Annotated in this window: 14 protein-coding genes; 7 read left to right on the top strand and 7 right to left on the bottom strand. The window is 44.0% G+C overall.

The window, feature by feature from the left end; genetic code table 11:
• Positions 1 to 24: 24 nt before the first annotated feature.
• The 3 genes from LNL84_RS13350 to LNL84_RS13360 form a co-directional block, all read right to left on the bottom strand.
• Positions 25 to 216 (bottom strand): DUF4250 domain-containing protein, encoded by a 192-nt coding sequence (locus LNL84_RS13350; protein ID WP_244358065.1) that lies wholly within the window; start codon positions 214 to 216, stop codon positions 25 to 27.
• 9 nt (positions 217 to 225) lie between these two features.
• On the bottom strand, positions 226 to 432 hold the full coding sequence (locus LNL84_RS13355; RefSeq protein WP_244358066.1) for a YaeP family protein: 207 nt from the start codon (positions 430 to 432) through the stop codon (positions 226 to 228).
• 136 nt (positions 433 to 568) lie between these two features.
• Entirely contained in the window at positions 569 to 2,038 is a 1,470-nt protein-coding gene (locus LNL84_RS13360) for an aminoacyl-histidine dipeptidase (RefSeq protein WP_244358067.1), read from the bottom strand.
• An 842-nt stretch (positions 2,039 to 2,880) separates the two neighbouring features.
• Between LNL84_RS13360 and LNL84_RS13365 the strand changes: the two genes are divergently transcribed.
• The 6 genes from LNL84_RS13365 to LNL84_RS13390 all read left to right on the top strand — a co-directional run bounded on the left by LNL84_RS13365 (position 2,881) and on the right by LNL84_RS13390 (position 9,094).
• The gene (locus LNL84_RS13365; RefSeq protein WP_244358068.1) at positions 2,881 to 4,173 is read left to right on the top strand and encodes an NCS2 family permease; all 1,293 of its coding nucleotides are present in this window, start codon (positions 2,881 to 2,883) and stop codon (positions 4,171 to 4,173) included.
• A 37-nt stretch (positions 4,174 to 4,210) separates the two neighbouring features.
• Complete coding sequence (gpt, locus tag LNL84_RS13370) at positions 4,211 to 4,675, top strand: xanthine phosphoribosyltransferase (protein ID WP_244358069.1); 465 nt, start codon at positions 4,211 to 4,213, stop codon at positions 4,673 to 4,675.
• 93 nt (positions 4,676 to 4,768) lie between these two features.
• Positions 4,769 to 6,016: an esterase FrsA gene (gene frsA / locus LNL84_RS13375; RefSeq protein ID WP_244358070.1), complete on the top strand. Its 1,248-nt coding sequence runs from the start codon at positions 4,769 to 4,771 to the stop codon at positions 6,014 to 6,016.
• A gap of 128 nt (positions 6,017 to 6,144) precedes the next feature.
• Positions 6,145 to 6,534 carry a sigma factor-binding protein Crl gene (gene crl, locus LNL84_RS13380; protein ID WP_244358071.1) on the top strand — a complete coding sequence of 130 codons (390 nt, stop codon included), beginning with the start codon at positions 6,145 to 6,147 and terminating at the stop codon, positions 6,532 to 6,534.
• A 148-nt stretch (positions 6,535 to 6,682) separates the two neighbouring features.
• Positions 6,683 to 7,825 (top strand): glutamate 5-kinase, encoded by a 1,143-nt coding sequence (gene proB / locus LNL84_RS13385; RefSeq protein WP_244358072.1) that lies wholly within the window; start codon positions 6,683 to 6,685, stop codon positions 7,823 to 7,825.
• Positions 7,826 to 7,843: 18 nt separating this feature from the next.
• Complete coding sequence (locus tag LNL84_RS13390; protein ID WP_244358073.1) at positions 7,844 to 9,094, top strand: glutamate-5-semialdehyde dehydrogenase; 1,251 nt, start codon at positions 7,844 to 7,846, stop codon at positions 9,092 to 9,094.
• A gap of 72 nt (positions 9,095 to 9,166) precedes the next feature.
• On the opposite strand, the gene LNL84_RS13395 is transcribed toward LNL84_RS13390, so the two are convergent.
• Positions 9,167 to 9,619: a YaiI/YqxD family protein gene (locus tag LNL84_RS13395; RefSeq protein ID WP_244358074.1), complete on the bottom strand. Its 453-nt coding sequence runs from the start codon at positions 9,617 to 9,619 to the stop codon at positions 9,167 to 9,169.
• Positions 9,616 to 9,897 (bottom strand): hypothetical protein, encoded by a 282-nt coding sequence (locus LNL84_RS13400; protein WP_244358075.1) that lies wholly within the window; start codon positions 9,895 to 9,897, stop codon positions 9,616 to 9,618. Before LNL84_RS13400 ends, LNL84_RS13395 begins: the two co-directional genes overlap by 4 nt.
• Positions 9,898 to 10,644: 747 nt before the next feature.
• On the opposite strand from LNL84_RS13400, the gene LNL84_RS13405 reads away from it, so the two are divergent.
• Positions 10,645 to 11,226, top strand: coding sequence for a GNAT family N-acetyltransferase (locus tag LNL84_RS13405; RefSeq protein WP_244358076.1), 582 nt, complete (start codon positions 10,645 to 10,647; stop codon positions 11,224 to 11,226).
• On the opposite strand, the gene LNL84_RS13410 is transcribed toward LNL84_RS13405, so the two are convergent.
• Together LNL84_RS13410 and LNL84_RS13415 are read right to left on the bottom strand one after the other, a co-directional pair.
• Complete coding sequence (locus tag LNL84_RS13410) at positions 11,117 to 11,416, bottom strand: DUF3301 domain-containing protein (protein WP_244358077.1); 300 nt, start codon at positions 11,414 to 11,416, stop codon at positions 11,117 to 11,119. The genes LNL84_RS13405 and LNL84_RS13410 overlap by 110 nt on opposite strands.
• A gap of 15 nt (positions 11,417 to 11,431) precedes the next feature.
• Positions 11,432 to 12,481: a DUF3549 family protein gene (locus LNL84_RS13415; protein ID WP_244358078.1), complete on the bottom strand. Its 1,050-nt coding sequence runs from the start codon at positions 12,479 to 12,481 to the stop codon at positions 11,432 to 11,434.
• Positions 12,482 to 12,550 lie beyond the last annotated feature (69 nt).

Below are 12,550 nucleotides of genomic sequence, written 5' to 3' on the forward strand. Positions count from 1 at the left end.
TGTGAAATGACGCCGGCTTTTTGTTTATCGAAATTGCCCGATTTCAGGCAGAAACTCAAACTGTGCGCTGGCAAGTTTAGTGAGTAAGGCTTGTTTATCGATGTCATAAAAACGAGCCAATTTTTCTAAGTCACCGTTAAATTCGTCTCGTAATTTCATGTTTACGATACTCATTAGCATAACAGCATCCATTGAAGCGAAATTTGCAAGATTCATCGTATGGGTTTACTTATCTTCAAAGTCGGAAATAAGGAGGTTTGCTGCGGCAAAAGCGGCTTTCTCTCGTGTTTCTTTTGAAAGCGATTCATCTGCGGCAACCTCATTTAGCGCTTTAACTGCGCAGCCAATGGCTTGAGGGATGTAGCCTTGATCTCCACTACCAATTTGAGCGTAAATTTCACGAACTAAGTCGCAGCATCCATAAATTTGCATAGATAGGTTCTCTACTAAATGATAACTTCTCTCAATATACACAGCCTAAGATAGAAACTCAAAAGGTGAGCTTGATTTCACACATAAAAGCCGACATTAACGTCGGCTTTTATGAATCACTTTTTGCTATTGGCTTCTATGCTTTTTCTGGGATGGCTTTTAGTAATGCAACCATTTGGTTCCAGAAAAGCTCAACCGTATCAATTTTCACTTTCTCATCTGGAGAGTGAGGGAATTTGATCGTTGGACCAAAGGACACCATATCCATGTTTGGATAAGGTTCTTTGAACAAGCCGCATTCTAGTCCTGCGTGAATCACCATGATGTTAGGTTTGTTGCCATAAATCTCTTCATACATATCTCGGAAGATAGCCATGATTTCTGATTCTGGGTCGGGCTTCCAACCAGGGTAAGCACCAGAGCACTCGATGTGAGCACCAGCAAGTTCAGCTACAGAGGCGAGCATCCCTTCAACTTGAGAACGACCAGAGTCAATCAGTGAACGAATTAGGCAAAGTACTTCAACTTTATCGGATTCAGTGGTGATAACGCCAACGTTGAGAGATGTTTCAACAACGCCTTCAATATCGTCACTCATGCGAATGACGCCATTTGGGCATGCGTTAAGTGCAGCGACGAAACGAGATTGCGATTGTGACGCGAATACGTCTGCCAATTCTGCCGCTTCGTTAAACGTTACGATATCCGTCTCTATAGCACCAAGCTCTGTCTTGAGAAGGTCAGTATAGTAACTGTACAAAGCGTCGAGCTGTGCAACGTTCGCTTCAGGAATAGCAACTGTGACAAAACCTTCACGAGGGATCGCATTGCGTAAACTACCGCCACGGAATTCGATCAGGCGAGCATCCAATTCTTTAGCGTGGCCTGCTAAGAAGCGACCAAGCAGCTTGTTGGCATTGCCACGTCCAGTATGGATATCACAGCCAGAGTGACCACCTTTAAGACCTTTCAGTGTTAGTTGACGAGCAACATAACCCGCTGGCGCCGCTTCACGAGTGATATCGAATGTGATGGCAGCATCAATTCCGCCAGCGCAGCCCATATAAACTTCGCCTTCTTGCTCAGAGTCGGTATTGAGAAGAATGTCGCCTTCTAACCAACCCGCTTCTAGGCCAAACGCACCCGTCATGCCAGCTTCTTCGTCGATGGTTAATAGCACTTCAAGTGGACCGTGCTCAATGTCGTCAGCCGCGAGCACCGCAAGGCAAGTCGCCATACCGATACCGTTGTCCGCACCCAGCGTTGTTCCTTTTGCTGTTACCCATTCGCCATCAACATAAGGTTGGATAGCATCTTTAGTAAAGTCGTGGTCAGTATCTTCATTTTTCTGAGGAACCATATCAATATGGGCTTGCAGTACTACACCTTTACGATTTTCCATGCCCGTTGTTGCTGGCTTAGTAATGAACACATTACCAGTAGCATCGCGCTTGACTGACAAAGATTGTTCTTTAGCCCAGCGAATGATCGATTGAGCCAAGGCTTCCTCATGTTTTGATGGATGAGGGATCGAGCAGATTTTGTCAAAAAACTGCCATACTGGCGACGGGGATAGTTTACTGATTTCAGAGTGGAATTCAGACACAGATGACTCCTTATTGCAGGTTAGGCCAGTTATTTGTAATGCGATTCGACTTTACTGTGAAGTGAATAACTAACAGCTGACCTCTATTGAATTGGGGCAAGCATACCATTTGTGTTTATGTTGGAGTAGTGTCGAGGCGCGTTCAGCGCGACGTCAAGGTGGTTTTCTGTCAGCGGTGATGGACGCATTCAGTAAGAAGGTTACCTATCGGTGGTGATATTTGTACCTTAATTACATGATTCGCATTTAATCGCTATTTATTATACTTATTGTGAACTCGATCACTTTATTCTTGTAATTTATTTTCTTTATGGTACTCTGATTACCAGTTGAGTAATTCAACCATTTGTTCAAGGATTGAACCCGATTTATCGCCTCCAGGGAACCGAGAATCAACATTTAACTTCATTGATTTTTTAAGGTGATAACCATGAACGGTTTAACAACAGCGATGTTTTGGTCTAACAACAATGTATACACTTCAGACTTCGCATACATTGCGTATTACGGAAGGTCGTAATACGGAGTAAAGATTTACCCCTATATTTTGGAATTTTTTTATAGTCATAGTTATTTTGACTCGATTATTCTACCGCCACTCTCATTGAGTGGCGTTTTTTTATCTACACCTATAGCCTTTTATCTTCCGTTTACTACACTAATAGTCAACTCGCTTGTTAGGGTACTGATAAAGTAACAAATTCTTACACCTCTGGTTTCATATAAAGCTAAAATATTCGCTCTAGAGTGCAAATTCTAGGTGGAATTTGCGTTTTGATAACTTTATAATCCGCAGCAATCGTTTACGCAACCGTTTACTTTTTATACTTTAGGAATCGAATATGCTCGAAAGGCTATTTAAACTCAGCGAACATGGTACTAATGTGCGCACCGAGATCATTGCAGGTATGACTACATTCCTGACGATGGCATATATTATCTTTGTAAACCCTGCCATTTTATCTGATGCAGGTATGGATAGAGGCGCAGTATTTGTTGCAACATGTTTAGCAGCCGCTATCGGCTGTTTTATCATGGGCTTCATTGCAAACTACCCAATTGCCCAAGCACCAGGTATGGGGCTTAACGCATTCTTCACTTATGCCGTTGTTCTTGGTATGGGCTACACATGGCAAGTAGCACTGGCCGCGGTATTTGTCTCCGGTGTTTTGTTTATTTTGCTAAGCATCTTTAAAATCCGTGAGTGGATCATTAATTCGATTCCAATGTCGCTTCGCACTGGTATTTCTGCCGGTATTGGTCTCTTTTTGGCGTTCATCGCCCTAAAGAATGCCGGCATTGTTGTCGATAACCCGGCAACACTGGTATCTCTTGGTGCTATCACCTCGTTACAAGCAGTGTTGGCGTCAATCGGCTTTTTCCTGACGATCGCATTGGTTCACCGTGGTATGAAAGGAGCGGTGATGATCGCGATCTTGGCGGTGACTGCTCTTGGTTTAGCATTTGGAGACGTACAATGGGGTGGCATCATATCGGCACCGCCAAGTATTGCTCCTACTTTTATGCAGCTTGATTTCTCCGCAGTGTTTGAAGTCGGTATGATTTCAGTTGTTTTTGCATTCCTCTTTGTCGACCTATTCGATACTGCAGGCACGTTAGTTGGTGTTGCACAAAAAGCAGACCTAATTGGCAAAGATGGAAAAATTCCACGTTTAAACAAGGCGCTACTAGCTGACTCAACAGCAACTTCTGTAGGTGCTCTACTTGGTACATCAAACACGACCTCTTATATCGAAAGCGTATCAGGTGTTGCTGCGGGTGGCCGTACGGGTTTAACTGCAGTTGTCGTTGGCATTTTGTTCTTACTTGCTTTATTCTTCTCGCCTTTGGCTGGCATGATCCCAGCTTATGCGACAGCAGGAGCGCTATTTTACGTAGCAATCTTGATGCTTTCAGGTCTAGTTAGCATTGACTGGCGTGACCTAACAGAAGCAGCGCCTGTTGTAGTGACTTGTTTGCTAATGCCTTTGACATTTTCTATTGCAGAAGGTATCGCACTTGGTTTCATCGCATATGCTGCTATCAAGTTGTTTAGCGGAAGAGGTCGTGAAGTGTCGATGAGTGTATGGGTGATGGCGGCTATCTTTATCATCAAATATATTCTAGCAGCATAATCGACTCGACAATTTTACCCAAATTTAGGTTTTAACTATGGCTAATAAATTCATCATCACTTGGGACAATATGCACGCATATTGCCGTCAACTTGCAGAAATGCAAATGCCTGCGGAACAATGGAAAGGCATCATCGGCGTTAGCCGTGGTGGTTTGGTTCCTGCTGCCATCCTAGCGCGTGAACTGGGCATTCGTTTTGTCGATACGGTATGTATTTCTAGCTATGACCACGATCATCAGCGTGATATGACAGTACTGAAAGCTCCTGAGCATGATGGAGAAGGTTTTTTGATTGTTGACGATTTAGTCGATAGTGGTGATACAGCCCGTAAAATCCGCGAAATGTACCCAAAAGCTAAGTTCGTAACGGTCTGCGCAAAACCTGCAGGTGTTGACCTTGTTGATGAGTACGTTGTCGATATCGCACAAGACACATGGATTGAACAACCATGGGATATGGTTCTGCAATACGTTGAACCTGTCAATCGCAAGCAAAAGTAATCACATTTTGTGAAGTAGTGAGAAATGACCCTGTATTGGGTCATTTTTTTTATTACTATAAAGGGAATGAAACACAACAGTACGAAGTGCATTATGTCGGAAGATACGAGCAAGAACATCTCAGAAACACTGTTTAAAAAGCATACTCAAGCTAAGGAAACATCTGGTTTGACCCACTATATGCCGAGCAGTCAGCAGATGTTAGACGAAAAGCAACGAGAGCAACCTACGTTTTGGTATCGAAACTTACTCCGATTGCAATGGGTTTGGCAGGGAGTCGATCCGATTGAGCAAGAAGCGGTATTGGCAAAAATTGCCAGCTCGGCTCATTCAAGAACTTCAGACGATTGGCTTGATACGGTAATGGGCTACCATGGTGGTAACTGGAATTATGAGTGGACCAAACTGGGCATGCAGCATCAAAAAGTGGCCAATGGTTTACAAGGCAATGATTCGGCGGAAGAGCTATTTAGAGCTGCGCTTTGTTTCAGTATCGCAGGCTATCCGCATTTGAAAAATGACAACTTAGCTCTTCAAGCTCAAGTCTTAGCAAACTCGGCTTATACTGAAGCGGCAAAGCGTACTAAGTTCACTATTAAGAAAATCGAAGTTCCTTATAAAAATCGAAGAATCATTGCCAACCTGCACCTTGCGAGTACAGACAAACCTCAACCAGTGGTTATTGTCAGTGCCGGCCTAGACAGCTTACAAACAGATATGTGGCGATTGTTTCGTGATTACCTCGCTCCTCAAGGGATAGCGATGCTGACCGTCGACATGCCCTCTATCGGCCACAGTTCACATTGGCCATTAACGGAAGATACATCCTGTTTGCATCAAGCTGTATTGAATGAATTGAGAGAAGTACCTTGGGTTGATCATTTTAGTGTTGGGTTATTGGGCTTTCGTTTCGGCGGCAATGCTATGGTTCGTCTTAGCTTTTTGGAGCCAGAGAAAGTCAAAGCCTGTGTTTCATTGGGGGCGCCTATCCACGATTGTTTAGCGACGCCATCCAAAGTTAAGCAGATGCCAAAAATGTATTTGGATATGTTGGGCTCAAGGCTCGGAAAGGAGGTGGTGGATATCAATAGTCTTTCTGGACAGTTAATGGCCTGGTCACTCAAGGTTCAGGGCTTTCTCACCTCTAGGCGAACAAAAGTACCCATTTTAGCGATGGGGCTAGAAGGCGACATGATCTCACCTTATTCAGACAATAAGCTGGTCGCCATGTTTAGTCAGTATGGTAAAGCGAAGCAAATTCCTGCGAAAGGCATAGCAAAAGGCTACGAAGAGTCTTTGAGTCTGTCCATTAAATGGTTAAAAGATGAATTAAAAGGGTGACATTTATGTGAAATTAGTGAAATATTAAATGGTTGCGGTGTCAATTATCAGTTTTTGGTATTTAAAATAACAATTCCACAACCGTTGCAATGTATTCGCTAATTTCATTTCTGAAACGGAGTTCATCTATGTCCGATAAGTCGAGTAACCCTACACATTACCGCTTAATTACAGCACTAAAAGCAGTTGGTCCTTACCTTAGAGAGCCTCTTTCTAACGAAAAAAACTACCACTTTGACTGCCTCTCTGTCTGCGTTGACGATAAACAGTCACCTGAAGATCGCGAGTTCTGGGGGTGGTGGCTTGATCTTTCATTTAATGGTAAAAGCTTTGAAGCTCGTTATCATCTCGGCCTATACAATCAGGTTGGCGAGTGGGTTAATGAAAATGTACCCGCGAGCGCGATTCAAGAGATTAATCGAACTCAAGAAGCATTTCACAATAAATTAGTGAATATGCTTGATGAAAAATTTTCATTGTCAGTGAGTATTCATGAAGAGTCCGTAGAATTCGTTTAACGCTTACAAACCATCAATTCAGGCTCTATCATATTGGTAGAGTCTGAGTGAGTAATTTCCTGCCTCGTCACTTTTTTCTTGTACAAATCATATTTGATTGTTAAAACATCATTCCTTAGTCGATCAATTCATCTCAATAATAGAATAAATGACAGCTGATAATAACCTTTGCCAAGACTCCACGGTTAAGCAAACCGTCGTCGTTAAATTAGGAACAAGTGTTCTTACAGGGGGTTCACTAGCGCTTAATAAAGCGCATATGGTTGAGCTCGTTAGACAATGTGCTGAGCTTAAAAAGCTTGGCCACTCTGTAGTGATGGTCTCTTCAGGCGCGATTGCTGCAGGGCGTGAGCATTTAGATTACCCCGCACTCCCTAATTCAATGGCAAGTAAACAGCTACTCGCGGCGGTGGGACAAAGTCAGCTCATCCAAGTATGGGAGTCATTATTTTCTATCTATGGCCTAAAAATAGGCCAGATGCTACTAACTCGAGCCGACCTAGAGGACCGAGAACGCTTCCTGAACGCTCGAGATACGATAAACGCTTTGGTGGCCAATGATATTATTCCTGTAGTCAATGAAAATGATGCCGTTGCAACCAATGAAATAAAAGTTGGCGATAACGACAACTTGTCCGCATTAGTCGGGATTTTATGTGGTGCGGACAAACTATTGCTCTTGACCGATCAACGAGGGTTATTTACGGCTGACCCGCGTAAAGATCCTAATGCAGAACTCATTAAAGAAGTCACGACCATCGACGAGACCTTAAAGAAAATCGCGGGCGGAAGTGGCACCACCTTGGGCACCGGCGGGATGGCAACGAAATTACAAGCCGCCGATATTGCTCGCCATGCAGGTATCGAAGTTATCATTGCCGCCGGTAGTGCAGACAATGTCATTACTGATTCGGTGTCGGAAACCCCTCACGGGACCCGTTTTTTACCGCTGACCGAGGCCTTAGAAAACCGAAAACGATGGATTTTAGCCGGGCCAGCAGCAGCAGGAGATGTGATCATCGATGATGGAGCGGTAGCTGCCGTTATCGGCAAGGGAAGCAGCCTATTAGCAAAAGGCGTGATGAAAGTAACAGGTCAGTTTGCTCGCGGTGACGTCGTGCGCGTGACAACAGAAAAAGGGCTTTTGGTTGCTAAAGGAATTAGCGGCTATTCAAATGGCGATTTATCTAAAATCACGGGTAAACATAGCAAGGATATTGGTAGTATCTTAGGTTATGACTACGGCTCTGAAGTGATACATAGAGATGATCTCGTCGTTATTCAAGAATAAGATTTTAAGGATTTGAACATGGATTTAACTTTGATGGGGCAGGCGGCAAAACAAGCCAGTTACACACTCGCGACGGCCTCAACCGCACAGAAAAACCAGGCATTGAAGATCATCGCAGATGAACTAGAGGCGAACGCTGAGACTATTCTAGCGGCAAACGCTAAGGATATAGAGCTTGGTCGTAGCGCAGGGCTCGGCGAGGCGCTTCTCGATCGTTTGATGCTTAACCAAGACCGATTGAAAGGTATTGCTGACGATGTGCGTAACGTCATTAACCTAAATGATCCCGTTGGCAGCGAGCTAGACAGTAAAGTTCTTGAAAATGGAATGTCCTTATCGCGTCGCCGAGTACCTTTAGGTGTTGTCGGTGTGATTTACGAAGCCAGACCGAATGTGACTATCGATATCGCTGCCCTTTGTCTGAAGACAGGCAACGCAAGTATTTTGCGTGGCGGCAAAGAAACGTTCTTTTCCAATATGGAGTTAGTCAAAGTCATTCAGTCGGCACTTGCTAAGGCTGATTTGCCAGCATCGTCCGTTCAATATATTGAGAAACCCGATCGTGAATTGGTTTCTCAATTACTCAAGTTGGATGATTATGTCGACATGATCATTCCAAGGGGTGGTGCAGGCCTACACAAAATGTGTAAGGAAAACAGCACGATTCCAGTAATTATTGGTGGATTTGGCATTAGTCACATTTTTGTTGATGAGACCGCTGATATCGAGCGTTCAATAGACGTGGTCGAAAACTCGAAAGTACAACGTCCATCAGCGTGTAATTCATTGGACACTTTGTTGGTACATGAAAATATAGCGGCTGAGTTTATTGCTAATTTTGCCAAGCGCGTTGCGGAAAAAGTCAATTTGGTTGCGGAGCCAAAAGCGCTCGCATTACTTGAAGGTGTTGAGGGGGTTCGCGCAGCACAAGATGGTGACTTTGATACGGAATGGCTCAGCTTTACTCTAGGGGTTAAAGTTGTCGCTGACATTGATGAAGCTATTGAGCATATGCGTATCCACAACGCTAGCCACTCAGATGCGATTATGACAAACAGTCTGGTCAACGCTGAACGTTTTATTAACTCCGTTGGTTCAGCGGCGGTGTACGTGAATGCTTCTACTCGCTTCACAGACGGTGCGCAATTTGGTTTAGGGGCCGAGGTTGCTGTATCTACTCAAAAGCTTCATGCTCGCGGTCCTATGGGCCTAGAGGAGCTGACTAGCTACAAGTGGGTAGGTAAAGCGGATTATTTGCCACGACCATAACCATTGAAAAGTCGATGAATAAAAAAAGCTCCTTGAAAGGAGCTTTTTTTATATCTGATATGGATATTTCACTTAACGGTGAACTTTAGCTAGGAAACGATCCAGTTGATTGGCAAATTCTCGGCGCTCAGTCTGAGACAATGGCGGTGGACCGCCAGTTTGAATGCCGCTCGAGCGCATAGTATCCATAAAGTCACGAATGTTGAGTCGTGCTTTAATCGTGTCTTTGTTAAACAGCTCGCCTCGCGGGCTCAGAGCCAAAGCTTGCTTGTCAACCACTTCGTCGGCTAAAGGGATATCGGAAGTGATGACCAGATCCCCAGCGCTAACGCGTTGAACTATCTCGTTATCAGCAATGTCAAAGCCACTTTGTACTTGAAGCATGCGAATATTTGCACGTTTTGGCAGCGGAATCGTGTGATTGGCGACAAAGGTGAACTGTAGCCCCGTTCGCTCAGCCGCGCGGCAAAGCGTTTCTCTGACGACTTTAGGGCACGCGTCAGCATCAACCCAAACGGTTGTCATAACTTAGATTCCAATAAAGAAAGGCGTTCTTTTAGCTGTTTAAGTTGCAGCTCCAAGTCGATAATACGTTGCTCCAAATTAGGTTGCTGCTCCGCGGCAACTTCAATTTTGGGTACATGATTACCACTTTTCCAAGACTTAATGGCAGCGATAATAGCTGGCATCGGAACTTTGGTTGTGAGTCTTGCTTTTACTAACGCCACACTCGGTTCTTTACCGTCGCTTTGTAAGCTTGCCAGTGCAGCTTGGATTTCATCAGAGACATCTTTAGTTAGCATCGATTTCCCTCTCATTATTCGTCAATGGAGGTGATAGTACTACTGATAACGTGTCTTTGCTATCTAGGCCCGTAATAGAAGAGTATTAAATGCAGAACTTCATTGTGCGAGATCTCTCACAGCGGATGTGAGAAATAGCGTTTCTGTATCTGATTAAATCTGTCACGATAATCTTAACATGTTGTTTTTAATGGTCTTGTTTGTTTATTGAACGCATTATCCTTCATTTTTTTCTCTAGAATGGATTGAAGAAAATCGGAAAAAGCGTAAATTTATAGGTGTCGGAAGGATGCTGACATGGAACAGGAAAACTAGGGATAGTCATCTTCAGGAAGAAGATTTGATTGCTTAGGATTAGCAGTCAGCAAGGAAGTCAGGACCACGCAGGATGCGTCAGTAATCAGGAAGATTACTAGAAGGAATTGATGGACAAACTCTAGGATGAGTTACAGGACAACATCAGGATGATGTAAAGGACACCGCTCAAGGAACAAGTGATGTGAGCTGACGAGGAATGTTAGCGTCATTGGATGAAATGGACACCGCTAGGACGGCGATGAATGGATAAGCTGATGGATTCAGCACTATTACGGATGATGCATGGAGCACATTTAGTAGCCGGACTGCTGCGAGTAAGACTATAGCCCCAATACGCAAGTATTGGGGCTTTTCTTTTTTCCTCATTCTTAATATTCCAGTATCAGTCACCTACAGGCCAACGCGACATCAAGGATTGAAAAACAGAGAATGACCATCGCGACACGCAGAACCATTTTGGTGCCTTATACCGACCACCTCGAGTCGGATTTTCTCATGCTTAACGTGTGTGCCAAAAATCGAAAATATATGAACGGCCCTCATACGCTTTCATCAGCAAGGGCTTTGTTTAAACGCGTTCTTAACGACACCTTAATACATGCCATGGCGGTTCTTGATATTCGCAGTAGAGAGTATCTAGGCCACGTATTTGTTTCCAAAGAAGAGAAGACTAAGTCTGGTGAATTAGGGTACATTTTTGACAAGCTGTATTGGAATCGTGGTATTGCCAGTGAAGTACTGAAAGCTTTTGTTGAGAGCGTAAAATCGGAAATGGGCCTTGATACGTTAACGGCGAATGTCGATAAAGGACACACGCCATCAATTCGTCTTGTAGAGAAACTAGGATTTGAGCACCAAGGGATTGAACGAGATGAATTTGGGGCTTACCACAAGTATCGTCTTACATACGATAAGGTGGTATATGAAAATTCAGAACATAAAAGCTTTTCATTACCAACTTACCTTGATAACAGTCATCTCCCAGAGCTGAAAACTCAAAATCATAAATAGTATGCCAACCCCATCGCCCGTTGGCATCACGCAAGTTGTGTCGTTTGAGTGAGACGCTAATGAGCTGCAAATCCAACTCTTTGCAGCGCCGCGACACTGCACTCTTTGCGATTTCAGATTGCCTTCTTTGTTGCCAAAAAAGAAAACAGAAAAAGCATAACCCCAAAATCATCCATAAATTTGTAATCACGCAGCGTTATCCTATCTAATGTTTGACGGTATTAGTCGTTGCTTGTTGTAGAGCCATCAGTGCTGATGCAAGCTCCTGTGAAGGGTTTGAGTGCAATAAAGGCAATAACACCAATCGCAAGCTCGGCAGCATAACGAGATCGGCAAAGATCTGATTAAACAGTGCTTGGTTACCCGTTTGAGCAAGGCGCAAAAGAAATTTTTCTGCGATAGTCGGGTTCGCCAGTGGTGCCCAAGCACGACCAGCAATGCCGATGAGTACCTCTTGATGGCTCAATCTAGGGCTGGCCAGAATTTCGGAAACAACGCTTTCAAGCTCATTCGCTGGTGCACCAGAAAGCGCACGCGTGATAGCCGACAGAAAAAACAGATCCGGATCGTCGCTCTTGCATTCCAATAATGCTAGTTCGCGTAACGAAAATGCCAGCTTTTCATTGAGCGAAATATGTTCAAGCGCACCGAGCAACGCATATAAGGGCTCTCTCGCGACTTTGTTTAGTGAGCTGCGTATCATACGGTTGTTATCATCAACAGACAGTCGAGCACAGATATCTGTGATCCCTTGTAAACCGACAGTTTTCCACTGGTCCCAGCCTAGATTGCCAAGGAAGTATTCACGCGCGTGTTGATAATACTGACTGGTTGGCAAGTTCATTTCAAAACGAATAACACTATGGAAGAGCGCCATTTTGTCTTCTTTTGGTTTGAAGGTGAACGGGTTATTTGACAGTTTCTTCTGTTGTTCATCGGTCATTGCTTGATTTAGCCTAGTTCCCATGGCTTCAATCACAAATTTTAAGAACTGGCCCACGTCAGCTTGATTGAGAAGCCCGCGTTCATCAAGATTGAATTTTAAGAACCAAATCCAAGGTTGGTTACTCTCATTCCAATAGGCAACGGCAAACTGTGCTTGACGTTGAATCGGGAAAGGATAGGGCTGGCTAGCATTTTCAACGCGCTCAAAGGTAGCATTATCAATTAACTGCACACGACGTGAGAGGTCGTAAATCTGGTAATTACAGTCACTTTGGGTGAGCAGTTGAGTGAGAGTATGAATGGTATCCATTGTTGAGATTCCTAGAGCGGTTTGGGTATAAAGCAATAAATGGTATTCTAACGCGAATTTTCAAGGTCA

Source organism: Vibrio gelatinilyticus, assembly GCF_022836845.1.
GTDB classification, from domain to species: Bacteria; Pseudomonadota; Gammaproteobacteria; order Enterobacterales; family Vibrionaceae; genus Vibrio; species Vibrio gelatinilyticus.